This window comes from Pseudomonas sp. A125 (assembly GCF_055409485.1).
In genome coordinates this window covers 1-24,634 of the sequence record NZ_JBUZVP010000048.1, presented here as the reverse complement: position 1 = coordinate 24,634, position 24,634 = coordinate 1, and the positions used below count along the sequence as shown (strand labels likewise).

Below are 24,634 nucleotides of genomic sequence, written 5' to 3'. Positions count from 1 at the left end.
GGTGAGGAGGGGGAGGGGAGTACGCAGGTTTGCCGAGCTTGATTCTTCGAGCACGGACAGCTTCAGTAGTGGTTCCAGCCATCTGAGCGATAACAGGATCCGGGACATTTCCCGAAAGCCCGTCGTATCGCTCAAGCTTTGAGTATTTGGGCATACAACTGAATCTAAACCGATAGGCCAGAATTTATTGTTGGATTCCCCACATTTCAGCCAGGGCTTTTTCAATGAGCGCTGAAGCTGTTGTTTTTTGCTTATGAGCTTCGTCGCGCAAGCGTTCGTTGAAATCTGTACGAAGGCTAATAGTCTTATGGGATCGGGTAGGGGCTTCACCCTTTTGGGTTGCAGCGGATGGTTGAGCCTTCATACATGTTCCTCAAAATTGACTGATCACAAGTAGCCATTATACATGTACGCACGTACGCAAATACATACGTACGTACACGAAGTACGACTGTTTACTCAGTTTGCTCTTCCTTGTCGGAACGGTGCTGACCAGATGCTCTACGGTAATCTTGCAGCTGCTGGATGGTGTGGGATAGATTGCGAATCACATAGTCCGGAAACCCCTTTTTACCAGCTAGGTGACGCTGCTCTAGCTCTGCGATTCGAGCAGGGTCTAGCCCTAAACGAATCAGGGTTAGCTCATCACCCAGTTCCAAAGCCCGGTTCGCTTCCAGCATGACGTTTTGAGCCGATTGAAGTTTCTCAATTTCATCTTGCAGGTGCTGGGTGTCATCACGGTCAACAGATCGCAGTGGTATACGCTTCATTTGCAGACTCCTAGACTTCATTCTTCCCCGGTAGCCGCCGGGTGCAGCTCGATTAAGCTGCCAGCTCATTATACGTACGTACGTACGTATGTAAACAATGAACAAAGAAAAAGGCTGCATCTGCAGCCCCTAAATGTCGGCGATATACGACTAAGCGGGCTTAAATCGCTCCAGCGTTTCAAACCAAGCAGCTTTGTCAGAGGCGACCAGCTCATCAGACAAAAGCTTGGTGTTCCTGGTGTAGAACACGATCTTATGAGGCTTACAGCTCGTATCCAAAGCCATTCTGTAATCAGGTAACGAGTCACGTTTAATGATCTTGCGCACATCAGCCCTGAAATAACGCAGATCTTGCGTAGAACCGCATTTTTGCTGCATTAGCACGATATCTGCCTTCCAAATTGGCTTGTTACCAACATGTTTGCGAGCAAGCTCATACAAACGACGCTCTAGGGGCATCCTCAAAGCGAAATAGCGCCGGTCAATCGTCAAAACCTCATAGTGGAGGAGGGCTTTGTACATCCAATCTGATATCTGAACGATGCCTTCAAGAACACCCTTGCCGTTCCCGGTCTTTTTGGTGATGGTGTAGTCATGTATCCAGCCAAAACCCTTGGTTTGCTCCTCGCCACCGGTAACGATGTTTGTCTCGATCTGCGTACCCTTGAGCCTCCGGAGCATGTCCAGAATGTTCACGTAAGCATTTCCTCCTGGCTCCCTACCTGTGCCAATGAGAAAATCATAAGAGTCAAATTTGACCGTGTTTGAAATCGGCAAACCCGCTTTCCGACCTTCGATAATTTGGGATCCGATAAACAACAGCAGATCTTTATCGAAAACCGTTGCGGCGCCGATTACGGGAGGAATGATTCGTACGCGCTTGTTGGTACCTGGCTGGTGATACTCGCGGATGGCGGTATCAGGAATTGTGGACAAAGAGAAAAGTGGAAACTCCATACTGGCCAGGTCGTCTTTCACCGGCCACTCAACCATATTGGCCTGGAACATGTCCGTCTGAACGTAAGGGACCAGGTTCGGTTTACGGCCGCGTTTGGGTTTCTTTTCGCCTTCATCACTCATAGCTAAATCTTCTTCTCTGGATCACTGCAGTCTACATGGGAACTGAATGGCGGACCGTGCAGCCGCACTCTGTTGAGGTGTCGTCGGGGAATCGCTATCATGGAAGAATCCAGACGCTCCTAGACGAGTTCACCCTGGTAGAAGCCCAGATCGGTAGCCGCCGTCTGGGCTTTGTTTTACCTCAGATCTATAAAGATGAGTGATCCGCTAAAATGACCATCTCGGAGAGCACACAGATCTCTCCGCGGATTTTAGCCAAAGTACCACGCTGATCACCACGCTCCTTCCTTCCAGCCTCCATTTCTTTGATGTTCTGGTCATAGGTAAAGCTCGGGCCTGCCCAATCGCGAAGTCGAACGAAAGCCCATGCTTCGCCTTCACGATATTCTCGACTGTAAACCGCGCTGGTAACGACATACTCACGGCCGTTTACCTTCACTGTGGGGACAGACGGAACCTTGTCGCCCGCTGAGGAGAACTGCATACATGACACGGCATTTTCCCACCTGCAGTACACCTCAGGAATGACAGAAACGCCGTCACGAAAACTGGGCCGGAAAAAACAGGAACGCCAAGGCAGAAACTCGGCCCAGTAGCGGCAATCACCGGTACTCAACCATCCGTGAACGATGATTGAACCTACACCTTCCACATAGACGCCTATCACCTTGGATCGAGGTGCAGTACGAACCTTGCACTCCGCACCTGAACCTTCAAAGCTTGTTGCCACGACGTTCAATTCGAGCCACATGCTGTCATTAAAGTGCGCAACAGCGCGCCACTGAGAAGGCCGCAGATCATCGGTGGATGCTTGGGACAGCGATTGCTCACTGGCCTCAACACCAAGAAGAAAGAAGGGCATCAATTCTTGTGGAACGGAAGAAATGTGTGCCCGAGCCTCGGTAACAAGCCGTTGATACTCACGGAGGTTGAAAGAGGGGAAATTCCAAGATCCAGATTCGCTGACAGCGATATCGACACTGGATTCATCAAAGAACAAACCCATTTGTAACTGGTTCATATGATACCTGCTCCTAGAACATTTACCTGGTAGCCGCCAGGAGAGCGTCGTGACGAAACTCATAGGATTATGGTACCAAACATACGTACGTACGTACATACGCAAACCTAACAAAGACAAATGTTTCTGGTGATCAAGGTGCTCAGTGTGCCGAAACACTCCCTGTCACGGTTAGGAACTGTCACTTGAGACAATCAAAGGATCAATCAAAGCGAGCTGGTGGGGTTTCTCCCCCTTAGGGGTCGAAACCCCACCAGCAGGTATCTGATTGGCACCATGCTTAACACACATCACTTTGCTCACCTGGCTCGACCTGCCTGGCGTTTTCGGTACTGCAGGGGTCGACGTCGTGAGGGGCGGTTGCAGCGCAACAACAACATTCGAGCGTGTCTCGTTAATGACATGTCGGTACTTGGCCACCGTCTGCCTGGTGATCCCTGATAGGGCGGCAATGGCAGCGATCGCTAAAGGTTTAGCCTGGCTATGCAGAGAACGGCACGCAGCGCGGATTTTGGATTCTGTGGCTTTATGACGTACTTCATGGGTACGTTTTGCTGAGAGCTTTTGCCGCTCTGCGAGGGGAGTAGACTTGTCCAGCTCCATGACGCCCCTATGACATCTGCTGTTACCTGTGTAGCGATTCCAGGTCCAACGGCCGACTGATCGGACAGTGGATCGGATCGAGGACAGGGGCAAGTCGTCACGGAAGGCACCACGGCCACCAAACTGATTGCTGTTATGGGCATGTGCGGTAAGACGCTGCATGAAATGCTCGTAGCTACCGTGCTCGCGCTCGTTGTTGACAATGCTGTATGCAAAAAAACGGAGGTTCTCGAACAGCATGCAGTGCCGAGAATGCGACACGGCATCCATATCCGGCCCTTTGCCCCATGGGGTAACCGGTTCAAGCTCAACGCACTCTGCTAAATCGGCGAGCTCATAGACGTTGCCGTGTAATTCCCTCGTATGCCACCAGGGATGCCCCGGCGTTTTAGCGACAGGGCCACCATGATACTCAGGATCAGCTTTCAGCCGGTCAACGAAAGCCTTGTAAATGGCTTTCATATAGCGAATTGGCTTGTCCCGGGCGCTATCCGAGGTACAAACCGGAATGATCGCGTAGTAGAGGTGGCTAGAGCCTGAATGACGATTGCGGACAATCAGGTTCGGAGGTGGGAGACCGGCATCGTCCCAAATTAGGGAGTTAGCGTGATCCAGATCGAAGATGAGCCATGAGACTCGATCTAGGCGATTTACCTGCATGTAGGGATAGCGAATTGCGTGCTCGCGGGGACGCACTCGCATAGCCGTTTTATTGTCGCTGCATCTGGCCAGATACGAAGCCTCCTCAAAAACTCTGTTGAGGGCTGTATCAGCAACGAAAAAACGTGGGTCGACAGGCGTCTGCAGAGCACCAGGTTTACCCTGATTCAAAGCAGATTATCCGTACTGAGGAGCAAGGTAATTTCAGCGCGATAAAAATCGCGGTGTACCTTGCACGCAAAGGCGCAGGTGTCCATAATCGAGCTACCTAATCGGTGAGCCTCACGTCGACTATCTGCCAGGATGAGACGTGAAGGCTCTTTTTTTTGCCCGGCGTTTGCCAGGATGCTTGTTCGTACTCTTGTTCTTCAGCCCGAAAGGCCGATCTCCTCAGAGTGGTTTGTTTGGTTTCTAGAAGCCAACGGCATCCACGGAAAAGAGGGGAGGGGGGTCTACATATCCCTAAAGGCTCTTAAAAAAACACTTCTGTGGTTCTAGATTCCGGCGAAGGCTAGAGCTTGCAAAAGCTTACGTCAACCCTCTGGAACCCGCGTGCGACGTGGCCTCCAGCATTTTCCACATAGTTATAAAATCTTTTTTTTTGTTAAATCTGTAAAGCAACGTGCGCGTGTTATGCATACCTCATGATCGCTACAGGCCGCGTGGTTCTTAACCTCGGGGTTGACCGTGTGTCGGCGATATACGAAAGGGGCGTCGCCGATATACGACGAAAGCGTCGGCGATATACGACCTGAGGTGTCGGCGATATACGAGCCTATCCACAGGCAAATAAATTTTGTCGCCGATGTACGAAACCCCCTCAAAACACCCTTCCAGAGCATTGGCAAGCCACTCCCCCCCTAATACCCCGGCTCCCCGCGATCAAACCCCTATTACGCGGGGGTTTTGTCGCCTCCAAGCGAAGATAAATGTCGGCGATATACGACTCCTCTAATGAAACGTCGGTGATATACGAATGTCCAAACCGGCGCCTTACCGGCAATGTGCCATCAATGGCAATTCCGTATCGTAGTCACCTTGAGAAGGCCGTTCTGTGCGCGAGCCCTGATTTAAGGCTGTCAACATTGAACATTAGCTATTGACCGATTCCGCATCATGGTTAGAATACGGAAAACGGAGGGGATTTAATGACCGAATTGCGAGAGCCTACATCGGACGTTCAGCGCGAAGCTGCAGCAGGCGCCGGCAACGAAGAAGGTCGCACGGAATATGAGAAAGAATTGCTCAATCTCGTGAAGACGCTGCACCAGAACGTTGACGCTATTGACCCGATGGTTCAGGAGCAAAAAGACCGCAAGCGCCTCAGCAACATTTCGGGCTCCCTTGCGAAGTCCAACATGGTTTTGACATGGGGTCTCGTTGCATCAATAGCACTCAATGGAATGCTCGGTTGGTTCGCGGTCCATCCTGATCGTCAATATTTTGCAGCTGATGGGACGCGCGTGATTCGTCTGGTACCACTTTCAGAGCCATACCTGAAATCAGCAGACGTAATCCAGTTCGCTCGCGATGCGATCAACCGCTCACTGACCATCAATTTTCAGCAGTACCGCGGCCAGCTGGAGGACGCTCGTGCTGATTGGACTCGCGAAGGTTTTAAGCAATTCCTGGAACAGCTCGAAGCTGGCGGATACCTGGACTCGATCAAGACCAAGCGCATGAACATGACTGTCACAGCAGGTACAGGCGTGATCGTTAGTGACCGGCTTGTCGATAACATCTGGGTTCGAAAGGTAGAGCTTCCAATCGAGATCAAGCTGACCGGGCAGGTAACTGAACAACCCGCTCAGAACTTCATTGCTCTCGTGACTGTAACTCGGATTCCAACACTCGATTCACTTGTAGGCGTGGCCCTTGACAACATCGTCATCAAGCCCCGGTAAGGGAGGACCAATATGAAACCATTTCAGCTTGTAGTGCCGATGCTTGTCTTGGCAATCAACACAGCGTTTGCGCAAGATGCTCAAGCTCCGCAAAGCGGTGCAATGCTCCCTGGAGCCGAGCAACAATCAATGCAGCAACCGCAACCGGGGCAGCAACAGCAACAGCAACAGCAACAGCAACAGCAACAGCAACCAGCACCTCCAGTTCCTGGACAATGGGTGCAAGTGAAAGGCCCGGGCACCCCCGCGAATTTTCCTGCGCAGCCTGGCCAAACAAATGCAAATGTTAATCCGCAGATGCAAAATGCATTTCCGCAAACTAACTACGGCGCTGCGAACTACGCCGTAGGTGGCCAGCCACAGGGTCAGGCACCAACTCAACCGCAGCAAAATGCTGCCCCTCAACCGCAGCAGAATGGTGTTGCGCCCATGCCTCCCTTGGACGCTCCAGAGGGCTCAGCGGATTTTAATGAAGCTATGAAAGTTGTAGCTCCATTCGCTCCAGAACAAATTCGCGAAATGCGGGGAAGCCTTGAGAACACGAGGAAGGCGAAGGCGTATAAGCCTGTGAGAGCCATCCCGAGAATCACGAGTGTCTCTGTCGACCTAAGCCCGGGCGCGTCACTACCAGTGTTACGTGTAATGCCTGGTGAGATATCGAACTTGGTTATCCTCGACTCAACAGGGGCACCTTGGCCTTTGGCAATCACACCACGGATCTCCAGAGATGACATCTTCACAGCAGAGTGGATGCAGGGTTCGCACGTAGTTGTGGTTTCAACGACATCCTCCTACGAATCTGGAAATATCGCTCTATTTCTACAAGGCGCGACGACACCAGTTGTCATAAAACTCGTGACTGGTGAACCTGACAGTGAAGGCGAGAAATCCAGAATCGTGGATGCTCGCTTGGACGTACGGATACCCGGCCGAGGCCCTTACGCTAAAGCACCGCTGATGGGGCCAGGTAAAATCGCTCTATATGACGACACCCTTCAGGCCTTTCTTGACGGAATTCCACCCAAGGATGCCCGAGCAGTGGTGGCACATGGGGACGTGCCAACGCACACAAAAGTGTGGCAATACAACGGCGACATCTTCGTGCGTACGCAGCAAGATATTCAAACAGCGTTTGATCAAAGTCTGTCCTCAGGAGATGGAACCAAAGTTTATCGGCTTCCAGCAACTCCGTTCGTAACCCTGTCTCAAATGGGCCAGTCAGTTACCCTCCAACTAGACATCAACTGAGGTCCATATGAGTACTCAAGCTGATATTGGTCGCCAAACCAAGGTTATCGTAGCCGTAGTAGCTGTCGTGGTCATTGGTGGCGGCTATCTGGCGTATACCTGGTTGCAAAATCACAATTCAAGTAATTCTTCCGTTCGGGGTATCACGACGGACGCTAAAGGCACTAAAACAGAAGAAAGCGAACAATACCGTCAGGTACTTAACCGATATAACCAAGCAAACGCACAACAAGCCGAATCAAACGGTGGTTCGTACATGTCTGTGATGTCTGCACAGTCTGTTAAACCGGTCACACCTGGTTCAGGACAGCAGCAGCAACCTCAGCAGGTTAATTACTATTACCAACAACCCCAGGAACAACAACAAGTCGTAACTCGTAACAAAGAGTACGACAAACAAATCGCTGAGCAGGTAAAAGGTTTGATGTCCGCGTGGGGAGAGAAGCCCCACGGGTTGGGTAAGTCGAGCGAAGACGCCACTCTTACCCCATCTGCTTATGCTCAATCAATCATGCCAGCATCTATGGCTGGTGCGGGCGGCACGGTTGCAAGCAATCAACGCGGCGCTAATGGGGCCGCGAGTCAAAAAGATCCCGACGTAGTGGTAGTACCAGGGTTTACTCTTGCCCCGTCTATTCTCAAGACTGAGATCGACACTGACGAAAACTCGATGGTACGTGCGGAGATCGCAACCGGGCCATTCGCAGGTGCAGTGTGTTTCGCCATGGGCTACAAACGTATAAACGAAACCGTAGACATGACGTTTAGCTACATGGAGTGGAAGGGACACTCATATAAAATTAGCGCAAAAGCCGTTGATCCAGACAGCATGAGAACCGCACTCTCCGGCGAAGTAAACAACCGATACTTCGAAAGAATTATCCTCCCAGCACTTGCTATTGCAATCGGTAAGACAGGTCAACTTTATGAGCAAGGTAGCGCTCAAAATATTATCACCAGCCAAGGTGCAGTCATTTCGACCTATCCAGAAACACCGAACGGTGCGGCTGTAGCAGGTACATTTGCGGGTGGTATTGGCCAGCAAGCAGGCAAGGTTCTCGCAAATGACGGCGCAAACATGCCTCAAAAGCAAGTTATTAGACCTTTGGGCTCGACTATCGGTATTCAGTTCATCGGCCCTGTGATGGCTAGTGATGCACTGGACAAAAATGCCATTCAAGCAAATCAGAAAGATGAATTGAATACCCTGAGTCAACCTGCTGGACAGCCAAAGCAACAATATCGCTTGTCACCTAGCGCAACTGGCAGCGGTGATCAAGAGGGTATGAGCAGCGGGTATCCGGGCTTTACACCTGGCCTTGGCCAACCCAACACAATGAACTCGACTCGCTACTGAGTCAGCGCTGAAAGGATGCCAACATGACGACACAGACAGCGGCCGATATTGATGTATTTGCATCACCGGCCCCAAAAGCAGGCGTTGCTCAACCGGAGCCGGATTCGAAACTGGAGCAGGACTCTTTGCCAAAAAGGAACTTGAATTCGTTTGTAGAAAAAGTGAAGCCATGGCACTTCTTTGTTGTGCTTGCACTCGTAGCAGCGGTCTGGATCTTCGCACCTAAGTTGTTCCGCTCGAACTCTACGATCACACAAGGGCAACAGTTTGGGGCCCAAAACACACAAGCTGAGTACGGTTCGTATGAACGCCAAAAACCGGTCCAACCGGTTGAGGAACCTGTGAGGACAATTCCGCCAGTCAGCCAACAGATTGAGCTGATCCAGGTTCAAGGCCAAATAGAGACATTTGCCAAAATCACTTCCGAGCTGCAGGGCCAGGTTCGTGAGCTTCAGGCAAAAATTGCAATGCTGGAGTCACGCCCATCTGATACTCCTCCCAAGGCCAAGGAGAGAATCCAGGCGACGCGAAATCAGCCTGCCGTCCCTGCCGTCACAACATCCAAGGCTTTGACTGGATATAGCATCAACACCATTTATACCGATCAAGCGTGGTTGGCGCATGACCAACGAACAATCGTTGTACAGGTCGGTGATGCTTTCGACGGCATACGCGTTCTTCGCATAGATCCAGTGTCCCGCCAGGTTGTCACAAACCTCGGCGTGATCCGGTAGGGAGTAAGGTATGGATCTCGCGAGCATGATCATTGCGGCAGCTAATTCGCTGACCGGAGTGATGTGGGGCCTACTGTGGAGCCTCGGAGCGCTGGTCGGCTTCGCGTACTCAGGCTCGGTGCTTCGCAAGATGCAGCTCGCCAGTATTCAACCAGGCCGACGCCCAATATCTGCTGGCGGCACCATGATGGTGATGATCATCGGGGCCATGCTTTTCAACCTTTCGGGAACAATTGGAACTGTCTGGACGACCTTTTCCAGCGGTCAAGCGAACTACGGCGCAATCTCCTGGAGCGGAGCGGAGCAGTTCGGTGAGTTCAAAGAAGCCGTAAATGCTGTTCTGACACTAGCAAGTCTTGCTGGTGGCTTTTGCTGCTTTAAGGGACTACTGCTCTTAAAAAAGGCAAGCATTGATGGAGAGTCTTCCAACGGTGCAGATGATCTAGTCTGGCGTGCTTTAACTCACTTGATTGCGGGTGCGGGATTGGTTCACGTAGACAAGATGATTGATGCGTTTCAAGAAACATTCAAACTTTACTGGTAAGTCAAACGGAGCGTTGCTATGAAAATGAATCCTTTCGAGATAGTCGGTGATGTTGTACGTAAAGCTCACGTACACCTGATCACCAAAACTGACGAATACAATCAGCACCCAGTACAGCGTCGCATCATGTTGGCAAGTGCCGGCATCACCATGGCAACCATGTTTGCTGCACAAGCACATGCAGATGGCTGGGCTGACATGGGCAAAAAGGGAGCAGAACAGGGCGATTCGATGAAAGAAAGCTTAGGCAAAATATTCGCTGTCCTAGGGTTTGGTGGTGCCGGATATGGTGGCATGAATATGTGGAAAAAAACCCAGCAAGGCGAGAACAGCCGAGTTACAGGTACTCAAATCTGGGGGCCTATGTTAGGCGGGGCGGCACTAGGCGCAACTGGTTTCATGATGGTTGCTACAGGTGAGACTGTAGGTATCGATGCTGGTCAACAAGGCGTCGTACCTTAACCAACAGCAGCAACAGGCAGTCTTATAGACTGCCTTGGAGGTTTGATGAGCAGCGCAGATAATCAGCCAGACATGGTAGTCCCCGATGCTACGCTCGGTCGAAATTTCGAACGTCCAGCACTACCCGGTATGAACTTGTCAACTAAAGCAAGGGTTTGGGGTGATAAAGAACCAACTGCTACTGAGCCTAATAAAAAATCGTTGAGTCTAGAATTGCGGGTTGAAGTTCTTCGTGAGAGCAAACACCGGTGCTTCTTCTGTGGTTTTCCTTCGCAAACTTTGGAAATTCACAATATTAACCATAACCACCAAGACGTACGGAAAGATAACTTGCGCGCCGTCGATTCGTTGTGTCACGGCTGGCAGCATCTTGGGGAGTTGGGGGAGGGGAACGCTTTTATTGGATACCTTCCTGGGCTCGTTGCGCAGGATGTTAACAATCTGCAGCGATGCATCCTAGTCGCCTTGGAAACAGGGGATGAAGCAACTAAATCTGATGCGAAAAAGTTGTTGAACTGGCTTGCTTCGCACAGACAGTACACAGAAGCTGCTTGGGGCACGTTTGAACCAAGTGTATTCGCTAGTGCATTGGTGAAAATGGAGGGTGTTGGTGCAGACGTTCATGCCGTTGTATTTAGAGATCTTGCGGTGATATTCAACCCTAGTACTTACAGCGCAAACGCAAAACAATGGGCTCAAGATGCTTATAAATCTTCACCTACAGCATCTTGGCCAAATGTGTATCACAACATAATGAATGCGCCGAGCTGAGGGGAAGGGTATGGGAGTTCTGGAGAAATGCGTAGATGCCGTTGAAGGTGCGATTGAGTACCTGGCTCGACATCTGATTAATAAAGACATGACCAGCTACTGCGAACTGATGACCGCAGTGGGTGTGACCGATGAAGACATTCGGCGTTCTCCAGATCTGAAGGACCCGTACACTTTGGTTAACAATGGATACTCGCTCCTGACCGTTTTTGACCTGCAAGGCACATTTCAGATGCTTTCGGAGGCCGAATTCGCAGCAATGATCGAATCATTGCGAGTCCGTATGACGGGATACATGAAACGTTATGGTCATTCGCTGACCTTCTCATTTGAGCGTGATCCCGAGCGCGCTAAAGACGAGTTAATGCGCCTTGCGGAACCATTACTCAATACGGCCCGACGGATCGGCCTCGAAACTGAAGACATAATTTTAGACCGTGTAATGCGTAATTACCCTCTGTGCTCTTGGGAGCAGAATATTCTCGTTGTGTACACTCACCTTAGCGCTATGAGTTCAGAAGAACAAAAGCGTGAGATGAATGCACTTACCAAAAGCCTGGCGAAACACAATGTTCCACGGACGCAGTTTGGTCAAAATCCTGCATTCGCTTTGTCTGCCTTAAAATATCGTCACGACACAATGCTCAAGCGGTTGCAGGATGATTTTGCGAACTGCGGTATCGACGGCCAAAAAGGGATCATGATGAAGCCTCTGACTGCGCATGAAGCTGTGAAGCGAGTCAGAATCATGATTAACCGCGAAGGTACTTCCCAAAAGTTCCGTCCGTCACTTCCTGGTGATCGTCACATACCGAGTGGGCCAGAGCATGCCGACGATTATTCGGACCTCGTTGCTCCACGTTTGAGCTACCAGATTTGCAGCAACAATGTCGAACCGGATGGAAACTACATTCGTACCGACAGACTCTGGCACGGCTCTTTCGGAATGGAACTGGGACCACAAGATCCGCTTCCATTTAAGGAATTGTTCGGCGCGGTCGATCAGGTTGTTCCATGGCGAATTCGCTTCGACCTGAACCCATGCGGGCTCAATGAAGTACGCATGCGTCGCATGGTTTCAGGGTTTGTAGGCCTTCTGCCAAGTAACCGCTCGATCCGTGAATCCTTTTCAGAATTGGAAAGGCTTCAAAAGGAGGAAGCCGTCCTTTCAATGAAAGTGTCTGCTTCGACGTGGGCAGAAGACAAAGACACCGTTAAGCAGCGCATGTCCTCCCTGGAGAAGTCTCTTCAATCGTGGGGCACTTGTCAGGTAAGCCAGAACCATGGCGATCCTATGGCAGGCCTTGCTTCCACCATTCCTGCATTCACTACCAAGAACACAGCGAACAGATTGCTGCCTCCACTTCAAGATGCCTTGGCCATGCTTCCCCTGCAACGACCTGCAACACCGTGGGCAGAAACTGGCTCATGGATACTCAGGACGCCTGAGGGTAAAATTTTTCCTGTAGGTTTGGGCAGCAGTATCCAAGACACTTGGATCGAGCTGTTTTCAGGCATACCTGGTTCTGGTAAATCTGTAACTGTAAACACCATGAACAATGCCGCGATCCATCGGCCGGGTGCGATTCAATTGCCGCTGATGACGATTGTGGACGTTGGTCCATCTTCATCCGGACTGATCCAGGTCATCAGAGACTCACTTCCTGACCATCGCAAAAACGAGGCTGTGTACCTTAAGCTGCAGAACAGCGTTGATTACGCAGTTAACCCCTTTGACCCGCAGCTCGGTGCTCGCGAACCCACTGCTCGCGAGCGCGAATTCCTCGTTGATTTTTTGAACCTGCTTTGCACCGATACCGATATCGGCCGCGCTCCTGCAGAAGTGTCACGTGTCAACGAGCGTCTAGTGACGCTGGTTTACGATGACAGAGCCGGAAACGGAGCAAACCAATACGAACCTGAAGTCGTTCCGTTGGTAGACAAGATCCTTTTGGAAACCGGGATTCTGGCTGAGCATGACGAAAAATGGTGGTCCACTGCTACCTGGTACGAAGTGACCGACATGCTGTTCGCTGCAGGCTATATCCAAGAGGCAACAATTGCCCAGCTCCAAGCTTCACCCGTGCTGGCTGATTTTAACGCAATGCTGAATAACGAAAGTATTCGACAAATGTTTGGATCTATCCAAACTAAAAGTAATGAACCTTTGCTCAACTATATGTCGCGTTGTTTTGTGGTAGCTACCACCAGCTTTGCTTTGTTTTCCGGGCGTACCCGTTTCGACCTCGATGCTACAACTCGTGTTATTTCTATCGATCTTAATGACGTCATCGGTTCCAAAACTGCTGAAGGTGCTATTAAGACCTCATGCATGTATCTTTTTGCTCGACAGTTAGCTGCCAAAAACTACTTTCTGCGCAAAGAAGAGTTGGTGAAAGTTGTTCCTGAGCTGTATGCGGAATATCACATCAAACGCGCAGATGATGTGGCCTCGCAACAAAAAATTATTGCCTATGATGAATGGCACAACACTGACGGCCTTGAAGCGCCGGTTCAAACCGTTATTAAAGATGGCCGTGAAGGTCGTAAATGGGGCATCCGAATTATCGCGATCTCGCAGTTCATGAATGACTTCCCTCAACCGCTTTTGGACGCATCAACGTCGGTATACGTTCTGCGCGGCGGCAATCGTAGTGATGAGAAGGTTCTTCGTGATTCCTTTCAGGTGTCCGACCAGACCATCAGCGAGCTTCACCGTAAATGCGTCGGCCCTACTGAGGAAGGCGCGAACATGCTCGCCATTTTCAAAACCAACCAGGGCACCATCACGCAGATCCTTACGAACACCACGGGTGCCTTGGAGTTGTGGGCCTTTTCGACAACCCAGCAGGACGTTTCACTACGAACAGCGCTGTACAGCCGACTGGGTTCAATGACGGCACGTAGGGTTCTCGCCGCTAGATTCCCTCTCGGTACCGCGAAAACCTACATCGAGCAGCTGGAGCTGCAGGCGGGCGCGGAACAAGCGAAGTCGGTTGTCATGAAACTCGCTGACGAGATGACCGCCGAGTACCGGGCAAGCCGCAAAGCAGGAGCAAATATCTAATGAACGTACTCAAGTTTTCCCCCCTTGCACTTGCAATGCTTACGGTAGGAATGTTCGCCTCCAAGCCAGCCTACGCGATTTGCGACGGTTGCGTGGTTGGTGCTGTGGAAACAGCGAACCTCAGCATCACATTGGCTGTGAACGCAACAACTGCTGCAGTAGGAGCGATGGCCACGTCAGTGAATGCGATGCTGTACCAGGTCGGTACCGCTGTGACCCAAGGCAGTAGCAAAGTCGCAAACACGGTCGAAACCGCGGCTCGCGTGGATCGGGAATTCGCAGCGACTCAGGAAAAGAACCGACGCTATGAGGACGCACGTCAGCGGTACTACGTCTCCAACGCCATTTGCAGTGAATCTGCTTCCGGAGGCGCTATCGACGTCAAAGCTGGTGTTGCTGCAATAAAAACAACCATGAGGTCTGGTGGCGGCGGCAAAACCGAAAACCGCAAAATTGCTCAAGCATTGACTTCGCCGGCCGCGCCCAGCGAGGTCGATTCCATGCGTTCTGCAAGCATTCACGCTGATTACTGCGACACAGATGACTATGCCGCGTACGGCGGTGCCAGCGCGTGCCCGAGTGTTTCAACAACAATGCCCGGGGCTGACAAGCGCCTTGATTCCGTAATGATAGGCGCCGGTCCAAATGGTAAGAGTGCAGATCTCACCTTCTCCCAAGAGCAGACTGACGCAGCGCAGATGTACACCCAAAACTCAGCTCGGCGATCGATCGGCAGTCAGCTGCGCAAGGGCGAAGCTGAAAGTGAAGCCGGCTCGCAGTACATCGGACTCATGAATCAGTACAACTCGATCCTTTCGGCTGCTACGGATCCGCAGGACCAGCTCGTTGCTGATAGCCAACCCAACCCAGCGACCAAGGATTTGCTGGTAGACACACTCAAGTCGTCCTCGGCCCAGGCCTACTACGCCAAAACTGCGTCATCTCAAGCAAAAGCGACGGGCACGATGTCGGCCAGGGAATTTGAATCGTTTGAGGTTGGACGCCGGTATGCCAATACCGAGTACCAGGCAGACTTGCAAAACATGGAAGGGGACAACCTGCTCCGTGAGCAGATCCGCGTGCAGTCCCAGACCAATTGGTTGCTGCTTGAGCTGCGTAACGACGTCCAGCGCGGGAACGTGATCAACGGATTAAATCTCGCAAGCGGCGCACGTTCAGAGTTTGAGCCCATCTTGAGCCAAAAATATCGCGCTGTATCGGGCCACATGGGAGGCAGCAACTGATGACGGAACAACAGCCATCCAAATCGAGGCAGGCGGCTTCAATAGCGCTGCGTATCATTCTCCCATTCTGGTCAATGAGACAGACCGTGCGGCTTGCTAAGCAGGAAGCCGCTAAAACCAAAGAGAATTGGACGCATATCAAAGAAATGTCTGCAGAAGCTAAGCAGGCTTTGTTGCACAGTGATGTCGACGAGTCCACGGAACGTAAGCCGGTGTCGTTCGAGGAAGCGATGGCCAACCGTAAACCAGGTGCAATGTCTGTTGAGCAACTGCACCTTTTCTTCTTGCGCCGGAAGCGCGCTGCGCTACTCGCTGGCTCAATATTTTGGTTGCTGGGCTTGATCGGTCTCACCATGGGGCTCATCAACGGTTCGACGAAAACGGTCATACAAAGCCTACTGTCGATTGCGACTGCATCCCCTCTGTTATTCGCGCTCGCATTAAGCGCTCAATTTCGGATGTGGCAATTGACTACCCGTCGCCTATCTGCGGCAGAGCACGGCGGGTTCAACGACTTTAAAATCGAAAACCCTGACTGGTTGTTGAAGACGCTGAATCCTCAAATCGGCAAAACCAGCGGAGTTCGGCTATGAAAGCAATCGCGAATAAAAGCTTTTGGCTCTTTGTAGCCTGGTTGGTTTCTGTGCCTGCTCGGGCAGCGGATGGAACAACCATCAGCGAAATTGCAGCAGCTGCGAAAAGGACAGGCGATAAGTCCCGAGAAGCACTGGTGTCGATTTACGGGAATGTGGTCAACAACCCATTGGCAGGGGGAGACACCAGTGGCGATACCATCCTCGCGAGCATTTTCTCGGTATTCAACGGCGCACTGTTGGTGGTTGGGGCGATTTGGGCTTGCTACATCGTTTTTAGAAAGCTAACCCGGACCGCTCATGACGGGTCAGTTTTCGATAAACAGCAATCAACCATCTGGGGGCCGGTACGGCTTGTCTGGGGCTTGGTTTCGCTGGTACCAACAGCAAGCGGCTGGTCGCTATCGCAACTGCTGATGTTGTGGGGTGCTTCCGTGATGGGTATCGGCATTGCTAATCTCGGCGTCGATAGCGCGATGGAAGCTTTCACTGACGGCACGTCGATGGTAGTTCAACCTGTGATGCCGTCGACGGTAGGACTCGCGCATAGCGTTTTCGAGGCAAATCTTTGCCTGCACGGTATCAATGCGGGGATAGCTCAAGCCCAAGCAAGCGGCGCTCTGGTTACCCAAAATGGATACGTCCAGCAGTCTGCAACCCAAAGTGGATTCATACTCAAGAATTCAAGTTTTGTCTGTGGTGGGGCAGACATCCAAGGCGATCTGGAGCCTCAGGCGGTATCAACTAATTGGTTTGGCGGCACCATTGATGTGTCGGACATACGTAAAGCTCACCTTGCGGCGCTTCAGGCCATGCAGGCATCTCTGAGCACTAGCGCGCAAAACTTCGTCAACGCGGTGATCCAACGACAATCAGGACAAACTAATTCCCTTCCTGATGTGGAGATGGCAGTTCAGTCAGCAGCGCAGGCATACGAAAACTCCGTCAACAGCGTCGCAGCTACCAAGCAGGGCAATATTGGCGAGCTGGCCAGCAAGATGAACTCAAGCATCAAAGAGGGTGGATGGTGGACTCTGGGTGCCTGGTACCAGACGTTCGCACAAGCAAACACTAAGCTGTCAGATGCTATGGCAGCAAAAGCATCTGTGTTCGGCATGTCCTCTGGTGGGGATCCTGCAATTGTGAACGTCTACGCCTCCTCAATGGCGGCGTACAAGGCTCAACAGGAAACCTCTACCTGGACAAGCACCTTGGGTACTCAATCCAGCGGTGACTACTCCAAAGGGGCTGGAGGGGCCGATGCAGGTAGCATTATTGGCAGTATCTTTTCCGCGCCAGGTCAACGGATCGTCAACTACCTGGTCGACGTCAATGCCGGCGGCGAAGGCATGGGTCAGCTGAATCCTCTGATCAAGATGAAAAACCTCGGCGATTACACAATGGTCGCGGCCGAGACAGCCCTTGGTGGCTACGTAGCTGCCAAGACTCTTGAAAAGGTCAAGGATGGCTGGAGTGTTGCCGGTACGTTCTCGAAAGTTGCGAACGCAGTCACATCCGTGGGCGATGCACTTTCCGGCGTCCTTGGCGCTGTTGGCCCCTTCATCATCATGCTCATCATCGCCTTGTTTATCCTGGGCGGCACACTCTCTACCTATTTGCCGATGGTGCCCTTCATCATTTGGTTTGGAGCTGCTGTTAATTGGCTGGTTGTGGTTGGCGAGGCTGTTATCGCAGCACCTCTCTGGGCTATCACTCACCTGAACGGTGAAGGCGATGGGATGGGGCAAAAGACAACCCACGGCTACATCTTTCTGCTGAATGTGATGGTCCGACCGATCCTGATGGTTCTGGGTTTCTTTCTGGGCGGTGCAGCTCTGATTGCAGGCGGCACACTGCTGAACCAGTTGTTTGGTGTAGCACTAGCTAATGCTCAGTTCGACTCGACCACTGGTCTGTTCTCGATCATTTTCTTCCTGACCATCTACTGCTCGATGTGCTTGAACCTGGTCCATAGCTGCTTCAACCTGATCATGATTGTCCCTGACCAAGTGATCAACTGGGTAGGTGGCCACGCATCTGCAACCATGGGCCGTGATGATAACGAGAAGATGAAAAATGCCATGAATGTGTTCGGCAGTAAGCTGGAACACCTCGCACCACGCCCTGGACCTCAAGGAGGACAGAACAAAGGGACAAAGGCAGATGACGGTATAAGATCTTAGGAATGACGAACGGGGCCTGTTGGCCCCGTTATCAATAGGGCTTTGACCTGTCAAGAGGTCGTGGTAGAATAAAATCATAGATTCCGTATCGTATACCTGATACGAAAGATGGAGATCATTATGAACATTGCATGGTGGATTCTTCGGCCGTTTTACCTGATGGGGCTGGTGCCGGTCGTACCGGTCGCCTTGATCGCATGCTTCGATTACCGCCGTGACCCTGAGGTTGCAGGCATGCTGATCGTGGCTGGATTGTTGTACGCAGCGCTTGGGTACTTTTTATTTGCTGTCGTGCCAGGGATGTTGCGACGACGCCTGGAGCGCAAGGTAGACAGCTTCAAACGTGCGGGTTTCAAGCCTCGCTATGAAGCTGTTTCCGTTGCGTACAACCGCTACGTTGGTTTCGATCCGGTGGCTAAGCAGGCCTTGTACGTCGACATCAGCACCGGTGGCGTAATGATGGATTTCGACAAGATTGATAGCTGGGAGATCAGTCCCGACAATAGCCCTCATCCGTTACTCAGACTCGTTACAACCCTTCCTAACCTGCGCGAGATTGGTGTGAGAATCAAACGTCCAGGGGCTTGGAAGTCCGATATGCATACGTTGTTCGGATGAACTGCACGAACGATCTACTCAAAGGAATGGAGCTTTCCATGAAGTTTAAACTGACTGCGCTGTCTCTCGCAGCCTGCTGTCTCATGGTCGGATGTGACAAGCCAAACACAGAACAAGCGCCTGGCGCCGCCTCCTCGGGTTCATCACTGCTGAACAGCCCTAAAGTCAGCAGAACGACAGAGTCTAAAGCTCCAGTTGAGCCTCAATTCAAGAGGCCTGCTGACGCTTCGGTGCCCCTGAGTGGATACGTCGACCTCAACACTCTTCCAGGCGGTCAGGCACTCACGTACCTGGTGCTGGCCAAGTCTCCAAGCGGCACGACAAACGACCAGAAACTGGGCTGGTTATCACCGGAATATCAAGCGACCTCCGACGCGTTTAAAAGACGTGACATTGAAAAGGCTAAATGGCCGGCGATACAGGAGCAGCTGAGCGAGTACGGCAAAAACGATTACTACTCTCTTCCGATAAAAGCCGCTTCGGTAGCTGAGGGAATGGGTTTGCAGAATGTCATGGTGGGCCCCTACGACTTCACCAGCTCTTCATTTCCGATCACCAGCTACGGCCAATACTGCTGGGCGAACCCGGTGCGCAACACTGCGGGGATGAACCTGCAGATCAAACCGTCTGGGTTCCCCTGCAGCATACGAGTCGAAGACCAAAATAAAGCCCGGGAGATCGAGCAGGCGAGGGCGCAGGGCTCCCTCGATCTCAGGGGTACGCTGTACCTGTACATTCCGATTTCATCCGGAATGACTGCCACTGGTGAAGTTGTACACGGCGTCATCGAGCTGCGCGATCGCCAGTCCTCACAAGTGCTAACGACTATCAATTTGTGATGGCCACCGTAGAACTCGGAGGTGCATATGAAGCAATTAGTGAACCGCGAGCCTTGGTGGGAGGTTCCTCCTAAGCCTGGGCAAAATGAAACGGATTGCTGTTGGGGCTACCTGGAGCAATACGACGACGGCTCGTTCAGCTTCGACAACACGCAAAGGCCCAGCGATGACGAGATCCGTAATCGCAAAGGCTGCAGATCAAACCCAAATCGTGAAGGCTTCACCACTCAGAACGATTGAGCTATTTGAAAGGAGGCACCCATGAGTGCATTGAGCGTTCCAGACTGGCAGGCAGTCCTTAAGGATATCGCAGACCAGAAACGTCACAGGCTGACCGGAAGTGAATACAAGGAGTTGGTGGGGTTGATCGATGCCCAACCCAAAGACGTGGAGCACCTGGTGCAGACGAGAAAACTCATCGCCCAGTTGGCACAACACCAAGGGCCGGAGGCTCCAGCTCCGTTTCGGGACCCTGGCCATAACCTTGCGTTCCAAGTTGAGTCGTTGCCGGCAGCGCCTGCAGAAGGCGACGAACGTCTCCGCGAGCGGGTAATCGCCGGCGAACGGGTTTTCGCATCACGTGAATTCAAACACACCTCCGAAGCCGCGCAGCTCAACGAGCGAGGGGAGATGGGGCGCCTGGTGCACGGACACCGCCTCGATGTCATGCACAATACTGACGGGCCTGGTGATCGGTTCGACGTGTTCCTGGTCAAAACCGCAACTCATATCCCATACAGCACCGGGATTCCCGGGAAGCCGGTAGACGGCGAGCGAAAGGCGCATGGTCAGTTCCATTCATTCGCAGAGGCAGGTGCAAGCATCGATCAGACGGTAGGGGTTAAACGCCATTCTGAGCTGATCCGTGAACGCCAGGCTGAACACGGCATCCACTTCAAAGAAGCTCCACCGGCAATTCCTAAAGCACCGCGGCCAGCGTAAAAACCACGCAGCAAACCAAGGCTACAGCTACATCATCAACGATTCGAAGGGAGGGCCACACCATGGCGCGAGGTGTAAACAAAGTCATTCTTGTCGGTACGTGTGGCCAGGATCCCGAAGTCCGCTACATGCCTAACGGCAACGCCGTGACCAACCTGAGTCTGGCGACCAGTGAACAATGGACCGACAAGCAGACCGGCCAGAAAGTGGAAAAGACTGAATGGCACCGTGTGTCGATGTTCGGCAAAGTGGCTGAGATTGCTGGCGAGTATCTCCGTAAGGGTTCGCAGGTCTACATTGAAGGCAAGCTGCAGACCCGGGAATGGGAAAAAGACGGTATCAAGCGTTACACGACAGAAATCATTGTCGACATGCAGGGCACGATGCAGCTGCTGGGTGGACGTCCGCAGAGCGATCAGCAGGACCAGGGGGGAAACCCCTCATGAAGTTTCTCATCTGGATCTTGCTTGCCGGCTGCGCAGTTTCAGCGCTAACCAACGGTCATTTGCCTCGCATCGATTCTGGAGGTTATGACGGGTCTACTACCCCTCGTGGGTGATTCACATTTGCAAATCAAAACTGCCCATGGCAGTTTTTTTTTGCCCGTTAGCCGTTCTCGATGTCAGCCAAGCTCTGCGCGAAGGCCTGATCGAGCAGGCTCGGTTTCTTTTTCCAAGGCCTTTTTTCAGGTTCTGGCTCTGCTGCGTAAAGTGTCACCGCTTCAGGGTTAGCCTGCAGGTGACGTTCAAACTGCTCCTGCAGCTGCTTTCGCAATTCTTCTTTTGTCACAGATAGATCCTCGTGTTCATCAAGGGGGCTACACCTGGGCCAGGTCTTTGCCTGCAAAATTGCACACCTCAATTCCAGAATGCGCGCTGGTCCCATCCAGGAGAGAAACCCATAATTGTCTCGGCCAACCCGGCTTTTTGTAGAGCGCCTGCAGGGCAGCTCTGTACCACGGATTTGAATCGCTGCTTCCAATTAGAGGTGGGGTCGATCACTCTCAATAGCGCAACGAGAGTCACTGCACGTGCGGCCACTCGTCCTCGATCCGCATGGCTTGGGAATTCGGCTTTCAAGGCATGCACTTGTAAGGGCGCGTTCACCAGGTTGTTTTTGTTCCATAGCCGAGAATGGTGTGCACAAACATTGCGCAACATGTTGATGCTTTTGAACCAATTGACAAGCACCTTCTCGTCAAAACCAAAAGCTATAGCGATTGCCTTCCTGTGTGAAATTTGCAGATTTGCATACAGGTGCGATAGAGGGCCAAATGTAACAGCCTCAAGAATCGCCCAGATCGGCGCATGCGGAGGGGTGTGATAGGTCTTGAGGTAGTGGTCCACTGGCTGATGTTTAGCGGTGTTCGGGTCACAGACAGCCTTCATGAAAGCCGTGTGGCCAGGCGCGTTAGAAAAATGCGTCGCATCGAGGTAAAAGTGCGGACCTGCGGCAGGATCCGGAGCAAGTGTGTTCGTTATCGCGGCACGCAAGGCCACCTCTATACGTTCGACTGCATCAAGACAGATAAGCCTCAATCGCCGGTCGAAGTCGTACAGTGCCATGACGTCATCGAACTCGACGGCCGGATAAAAAATCTTGGTATGGCTATTCTGTAGCGGACGCATGTAGATCAGTAACCGGTAGTAGCCGATTAGATCGAGGGAATGCAGCGCCTTTGCTTGATCAGGGACAGCTAAGCCCTTGGCAAGAAGGTGTGCGAGCAGTTGAGGCGTGGTTTTCGCCTGTTTTGTGTAGGCTATGCGTGGGGCCATGAGAGCTTCCTGCTCACTTTTTTACAGGCAAAAAGAAACCCCCTGGTGCGCAGTACAGGCCGGAGCCCGCCCGAGGCGTGGAGGTTGTGGTTGAGGCTAATTCTACGCAGAGATGACACGAGCGTCAACTTAGGGGACCTACAGACGTTACCAGCACGCATCGTTCGAGTGCAGAGCATCCATGGAGCTGGGGCAGGATAGGGTGACTTGTCGCCCTTGATGGCTCCAGCCAGCAAGCCAAAGGCGCGGTAGCCGCTTGATTGCCGGCATGGGGCTCTACCAACCCGCGTAATGTGTGACCAGGTGCCCCCATGCCGGCAATGCTGCGTTGTCACGCAGGATGGTCATCGCCTCGGCAGCACTGATCTTTGTGGGGCAACCAGTGAGGTAGATCTTGTCTTTGCTCTGGTTGTACAGCCGCATGATGGTCAAGACCATCACCTTCTGGAGAGGGCTCATTGCGCGGTAGGCTCTACGCAGTTCTTTAATGTCGGCAGGGATCACGGCCCAATCGCCTGCCCAATCAATGCCTCGCGGCCGTAAGCTGTAGTGGTCGCCATTGCCTGCTGAGTCGAAGCGCATGAAACAGCTGTTCAGGTCATATGTATTGACGATGTTCCAAGCAGCTTTGCCAAAGATCCGCGCCCGGGCGTCTGAGCCTTCAAACGAAGGCGGAGTACAACCACACGCCATGGCCAACGCCGCGTGTTCGGTGTAATCCATTGAGGGGACCTTATCGACCATATCCCGAAGCAAATACCCTGGGAATCGGGGTTTGGGGAGCAATGGAACCAAAAACCAACGTAAGCCTTACCACCTCCGCTCAGAGCCTTCTTCCTAGGCAATTCCCTCGATTGATCTTCCGTACTTTTCGAAAGTATTGCTGAATCGCCCCTAGTTTCGTAGACACCTCCAGGCCTCATAATACGGCCCACTAGGAGGTGCCATGAGCAACCCGCGTTATCCCGAAGAGTTCAAAATCGAAGCCGTCAAACAGGTGACCGAGCGAGGCCTGCCGGTGGCTGAGGTAGCTGCTCGTTTGGGCATGTCGACCCACAGCCTGTATGCCTGGGTTAAACGCTATAGCAAGCCCCAAGAGCAACGCGCGCAAGAGGACGATCAGCAAGCTGAGCTGCGTCGTCTTCGTGCCGAACTCAAGCGCGTGACCGAAGAGCGAGACATCCTAAAAAAGGCCGCCGCGTACTTTGCCAAGGAGTGCGGCTGAAGTACGCCTTCATCAATCAGCTATCCGCTGACTATTCGGTTCGCCGCCTGTGCTTGACGCTGAAAGTACATGCCAGCGGTTACTACGCGTGGCTGACTGAACCGAAGTCGGCACGAGCCAAGGATGATCAACGCCTGCTTGGACTGATCAAGCACGCGTGGCTAGAGAGCGGCGGAGTGTACGGCTACCGCAAAATCCACGACGACCTGCGTGAGCTTGGAGAAGCATGCGGCAAGCATCGTGTTGCTCGACTGATGCGTCTGGAAGGGCTGCGTTCGCAGACGGGGTATCGGCGGCGTCCAGGACGTTATGGCGGCAAGCCACCAGTGGCCTCGCCGAATCATCTTGAGCGTCGATTCAATGTCACCGAACCCAACAAAGTCTGGGTCACGGATATAACCTACATCCGCACCTATGAGGGCTGGTTGTATTTGGCGGTGGTGCTAGACCTGTTTTCGCGGCAGGTAATCGGTTGGTCAATGAAACCGCAGATGACCAGCGACCTGGCTATTGATGCATTGCTGATGGCGGTTTGGCGACGCAAGCCAAAGCAGGAAGTGATGATTCACTCAGACCAGGGCAGCCAGTTCAGCAGCGGCGACTGGCAGAGTTTTCTGAAAGCCAACAACTTGCTTGGCAGCATGAGTCGACGTGGCAACTGCCATGACAATGCGGTGGCGGAAAGCTTTTTCCAACTGCTGAAACGGGAGCGAATCAGGCGAAAGATCTACAGCACCAGGCAGGATGCTCGCGCTGATGTGTTCGACTACATCGAGATGTTTTACAACCCAAAACGCCGGCATGGTTTCAACAACCAGCTGTCACCGGTAGAGTTTGAGAAGCGACATTTACTGAGCCTGGAAAGTGTCTAGGGAATCCGGGGCGATTCATGCTGACGGCAATGTGCATCCGAGTTAATGTGGCCCAACACCACAATCTAGGAGCTGAACAATGAGCCAATCTGACCCGCAACACCCATCCCGCCGCATGCTGC

General features: G+C 52.4%; 24 protein-coding genes and 1 pseudogene. 17 read left to right on the top strand and 8 right to left on the bottom strand.

The window, feature by feature from the left end:
- Positions 1-184: 184 nt before the first annotated feature.
- The 5 genes from ACZRN6_RS34695 to ACZRN6_RS34675 form a co-directional block, all read right to left on the bottom strand.
- Positions 185-364 carry a hypothetical protein gene (locus ACZRN6_RS34695; protein ID WP_004666715.1) on the bottom strand — a complete coding sequence of 60 codons (180 nt, stop codon included), beginning with the start codon at positions 362-364 and terminating at the stop codon, positions 185-187.
- A 91-nt stretch (positions 365-455) separates the two neighbouring features.
- Positions 456-770, bottom strand: coding sequence for a hypothetical protein (locus ACZRN6_RS34690; RefSeq protein WP_004666716.1), 315 nt, complete (start codon positions 768-770; stop codon positions 456-458).
- Between the two features lie 150 nt (positions 771-920).
- Positions 921-1,850 carry a replication initiator protein A gene (locus tag ACZRN6_RS34685; RefSeq protein ID WP_055001373.1) on the bottom strand — a complete coding sequence of 310 codons (930 nt, stop codon included), beginning with the start codon at positions 1,848-1,850 and terminating at the stop codon, positions 921-923.
- 187 nt (positions 1,851-2,037) lie between these two features.
- Complete coding sequence (locus tag ACZRN6_RS34680) at positions 2,038-2,871, bottom strand: hypothetical protein (protein ID WP_122433181.1); 834 nt, start codon at positions 2,869-2,871, stop codon at positions 2,038-2,040.
- A 171-nt stretch (positions 2,872-3,042) separates the two neighbouring features.
- Positions 3,043-4,305 carry a replication initiation protein gene (locus tag ACZRN6_RS34675; protein WP_106118747.1) on the bottom strand — a complete coding sequence of 421 codons (1,263 nt, stop codon included), beginning with the start codon at positions 4,303-4,305 and terminating at the stop codon, positions 3,043-3,045.
- Between the two features lie 977 nt (positions 4,306-5,282).
- Between ACZRN6_RS34675 and ACZRN6_RS34670 the strand changes: the two genes are divergently transcribed.
- From ACZRN6_RS34670 to ACZRN6_RS34595, 16 genes and pseudogenes are all read left to right on the top strand, one after another.
- Entirely contained in the window at positions 5,283-6,038 is a 756-nt protein-coding gene (locus ACZRN6_RS34670) for a DotI/IcmL family type IV secretion protein (RefSeq protein WP_016355671.1), read from the top strand.
- Positions 6,039-6,050: 12 nt separating this feature from the next.
- The gene (locus tag ACZRN6_RS34665; RefSeq protein ID WP_233100707.1) at positions 6,051-7,286 is read left to right on the top strand and encodes a DotH/IcmK family type IV secretion protein; all 1,236 of its coding nucleotides are present in this window, start codon (positions 6,051-6,053) and stop codon (positions 7,284-7,286) included.
- 7 nt (positions 7,287-7,293) lie between these two features.
- Positions 7,294-8,643, top strand: coding sequence for a conjugal transfer protein TraO (gene traO / locus ACZRN6_RS34660; protein WP_463919928.1), 1,350 nt, complete (start codon positions 7,294-7,296; stop codon positions 8,641-8,643).
- Between the two features lie 23 nt (positions 8,644-8,666).
- Positions 8,667-9,377, top strand: a complete 711-nt coding sequence (locus ACZRN6_RS34655) for a hypothetical protein (protein WP_106118748.1) — start codon at positions 8,667-8,669, stop codon at positions 9,375-9,377.
- 10 nt (positions 9,378-9,387) lie between these two features.
- Positions 9,388-9,921, top strand: coding sequence for a conjugal transfer protein TraQ (traQ, locus tag ACZRN6_RS34650; protein ID WP_106118749.1), 534 nt, complete (start codon positions 9,388-9,390; stop codon positions 9,919-9,921).
- A gap of 18 nt (positions 9,922-9,939) precedes the next feature.
- Positions 9,940-10,383: a DUF6750 family protein gene (locus ACZRN6_RS34645; RefSeq protein WP_106118750.1), complete on the top strand. Its 444-nt coding sequence runs from the start codon at positions 9,940-9,942 to the stop codon at positions 10,381-10,383.
- Between the two features lie 45 nt (positions 10,384-10,428).
- On the top strand, positions 10,429-11,154 hold the full coding sequence (locus ACZRN6_RS34640) for an HNH endonuclease signature motif containing protein (RefSeq protein WP_106118751.1): 726 nt from the start codon (positions 10,429-10,431) through the stop codon (positions 11,152-11,154).
- 10 nt (positions 11,155-11,164) lie between these two features.
- Positions 11,165-14,221 (top strand): conjugal transfer protein TraU, encoded by a 3,057-nt coding sequence (locus ACZRN6_RS34635; RefSeq protein ID WP_200646056.1) that lies wholly within the window; start codon positions 11,165-11,167, stop codon positions 14,219-14,221.
- Positions 14,221-15,465: a conjugal transfer protein TraW gene (traW, locus tag ACZRN6_RS34630; RefSeq protein WP_464009895.1), complete on the top strand. Its 1,245-nt coding sequence runs from the start codon at positions 14,221-14,223 to the stop codon at positions 15,463-15,465. The genes ACZRN6_RS34635 and traW overlap by 1 nt, the downstream gene beginning before the upstream one ends.
- Positions 15,465-16,058, top strand: a complete 594-nt coding sequence (locus tag ACZRN6_RS34625) for a hypothetical protein (RefSeq protein ID WP_122433185.1) — start codon at positions 15,465-15,467, stop codon at positions 16,056-16,058. Before traW ends, ACZRN6_RS34625 begins: the two co-directional genes overlap by 1 nt.
- On the top strand, positions 16,055-18,241 hold the full coding sequence (locus ACZRN6_RS34620; protein ID WP_463919930.1) for a DotA/TraY family protein: 2,187 nt from the start codon (positions 16,055-16,057) through the stop codon (positions 18,239-18,241). The genes ACZRN6_RS34625 and ACZRN6_RS34620 overlap by 4 nt, the downstream gene beginning before the upstream one ends.
- A gap of 120 nt (positions 18,242-18,361) precedes the next feature.
- Positions 18,362-18,859, top strand: coding sequence for a hypothetical protein (locus tag ACZRN6_RS34615; RefSeq protein WP_106118744.1), 498 nt, complete (start codon positions 18,362-18,364; stop codon positions 18,857-18,859).
- Positions 18,860-18,897: 38 nt separating this feature from the next.
- A complete protein-coding gene (locus tag ACZRN6_RS34610) occupies positions 18,898-19,698 on the top strand; it encodes a hypothetical protein (RefSeq protein ID WP_106118743.1) in 801 nt (266 codons plus the stop codon).
- 27 nt (positions 19,699-19,725) lie between these two features.
- Positions 19,726-19,938 carry a hypothetical protein gene (locus ACZRN6_RS34605; RefSeq protein ID WP_106118742.1) on the top strand — a complete coding sequence of 71 codons (213 nt, stop codon included), beginning with the start codon at positions 19,726-19,728 and terminating at the stop codon, positions 19,936-19,938.
- A 21-nt stretch (positions 19,939-19,959) separates the two neighbouring features.
- On the top strand, positions 19,960-20,640 hold the full coding sequence (locus ACZRN6_RS34600; RefSeq protein WP_106118741.1) for a hypothetical protein: 681 nt from the start codon (positions 19,960-19,962) through the stop codon (positions 20,638-20,640).
- Between the two features lie 62 nt (positions 20,641-20,702).
- Positions 20,703-21,077 (top strand): annotated as a pseudogene (locus ACZRN6_RS34595) (single-stranded DNA-binding protein); the annotation flags it as partial.
- A gap of 169 nt (positions 21,078-21,246) precedes the next feature.
- Here the strand turns inward: ACZRN6_RS34595 and ACZRN6_RS34590 are convergent.
- The 3 genes from ACZRN6_RS34590 to ACZRN6_RS34580 all read right to left on the bottom strand — a co-directional run bounded on the left by ACZRN6_RS34590 (position 21,247) and on the right by ACZRN6_RS34580 (position 23,138).
- Entirely contained in the window at positions 21,247-21,429 is a 183-nt protein-coding gene (locus tag ACZRN6_RS34590; RefSeq protein WP_016355687.1) for a hypothetical protein, read from the bottom strand.
- 68 nt (positions 21,430-21,497) lie between these two features.
- The gene (locus ACZRN6_RS34585; RefSeq protein WP_106118740.1) at positions 21,498-22,415 is read right to left on the bottom strand and encodes an Abi family protein; all 918 of its coding nucleotides are present in this window, start codon (positions 22,413-22,415) and stop codon (positions 21,498-21,500) included.
- A 276-nt stretch (positions 22,416-22,691) separates the two neighbouring features.
- The gene (locus tag ACZRN6_RS34580) at positions 22,692-23,138 is read right to left on the bottom strand and encodes a hypothetical protein (protein WP_106118739.1); all 447 of its coding nucleotides are present in this window, start codon (positions 23,136-23,138) and stop codon (positions 22,692-22,694) included.
- A 223-nt stretch (positions 23,139-23,361) separates the two neighbouring features.
- On the opposite strand from ACZRN6_RS34580, the gene ACZRN6_RS34575 reads away from it, so the two are divergent.
- Positions 23,362-24,512 (top strand): IS3 family transposase gene (locus ACZRN6_RS34575; RefSeq protein ID WP_106118738.1). Its coding sequence is split into 2 segments (ribosomal slippage): positions 23,362-23,605 and positions 23,605-24,512, totalling 1,152 coding nucleotides; the frame shifts between segments, so codons are not numbered across the junction.
- The last annotated feature ends 122 nt before the right edge of the window (positions 24,513-24,634 follow it).

Coding starts and splice junctions, on each gene's coding strand:
- ACZRN6_RS34640 (WP_106118751.1), top strand. CDS start 10,429: ATGAGCAGCGCAGATAATCAGCCAGACATGGTAGTCCCCGATGCTACG.
- ACZRN6_RS34600 (WP_106118741.1), top strand. CDS start 19,960: ATGAGTGCATTGAGCGTTCCAGACTGGCAGGCAGTCCTTAAGGATATC.
- ACZRN6_RS34610 (WP_106118743.1), top strand. CDS start 18,898: ATGAAGTTTAAACTGACTGCGCTGTCTCTCGCAGCCTGCTGTCTCATG.
- ACZRN6_RS34685 (WP_055001373.1), bottom strand. CDS start 1,850: ATGAGTGATGAAGGCGAAAAGAAACCCAAACGCGGCCGTAAACCGAAC.
- ACZRN6_RS34615 (WP_106118744.1), top strand. CDS start 18,362: ATGAACATTGCATGGTGGATTCTTCGGCCGTTTTACCTGATGGGGCTG.
- ACZRN6_RS34665 (WP_233100707.1), top strand. CDS start 6,051: ATGAAACCATTTCAGCTTGTAGTGCCGATGCTTGTCTTGGCAATCAAC.
- ACZRN6_RS34655 (WP_106118748.1), top strand. CDS start 8,667: ATGACGACACAGACAGCGGCCGATATTGATGTATTTGCATCACCGGCC.
- ACZRN6_RS34580 (WP_106118739.1), bottom strand. CDS start 23,138: ATGGATTACACCGAACACGCGGCGTTGGCCATGGCGTGTGGTTGTACT.
- traW (WP_464009895.1), top strand. CDS start 14,221: ATGAACGTACTCAAGTTTTCCCCCCTTGCACTTGCAATGCTTACGGTA.
- ACZRN6_RS34670 (WP_016355671.1), top strand. CDS start 5,283: ATGACCGAATTGCGAGAGCCTACATCGGACGTTCAGCGCGAAGCTGCA.
- ACZRN6_RS34695 (WP_004666715.1), bottom strand. CDS start 364: ATGAAGGCTCAACCATCCGCTGCAACCCAAAAGGGTGAAGCCCCTACC.
- ACZRN6_RS34635 (WP_200646056.1), top strand. CDS start 11,165: ATGGGAGTTCTGGAGAAATGCGTAGATGCCGTTGAAGGTGCGATTGAG.
- ACZRN6_RS34605 (WP_106118742.1), top strand. CDS start 19,726: ATGAAGCAATTAGTGAACCGCGAGCCTTGGTGGGAGGTTCCTCCTAAG.
- traO (WP_463919928.1), top strand. CDS start 7,294: ATGAGTACTCAAGCTGATATTGGTCGCCAAACCAAGGTTATCGTAGCC.
- ACZRN6_RS34625 (WP_122433185.1), top strand. CDS start 15,465: ATGACGGAACAACAGCCATCCAAATCGAGGCAGGCGGCTTCAATAGCG.
- ACZRN6_RS34585 (WP_106118740.1), bottom strand. CDS start 22,415: ATGGCCCCACGCATAGCCTACACAAAACAGGCGAAAACCACGCCTCAA.
- ACZRN6_RS34690 (WP_004666716.1), bottom strand. CDS start 770: ATGAAGCGTATACCACTGCGATCTGTTGACCGTGATGACACCCAGCAC.
- ACZRN6_RS34680 (WP_122433181.1), bottom strand. CDS start 2,871: ATGAACCAGTTACAAATGGGTTTGTTCTTTGATGAATCCAGTGTCGAT.
- ACZRN6_RS34645 (WP_106118750.1), top strand. CDS start 9,940: ATGAAAATGAATCCTTTCGAGATAGTCGGTGATGTTGTACGTAAAGCT.
- traQ (WP_106118749.1), top strand. CDS start 9,388: ATGGATCTCGCGAGCATGATCATTGCGGCAGCTAATTCGCTGACCGGA.
- ACZRN6_RS34620 (WP_463919930.1), top strand. CDS start 16,055: ATGAAAGCAATCGCGAATAAAAGCTTTTGGCTCTTTGTAGCCTGGTTG.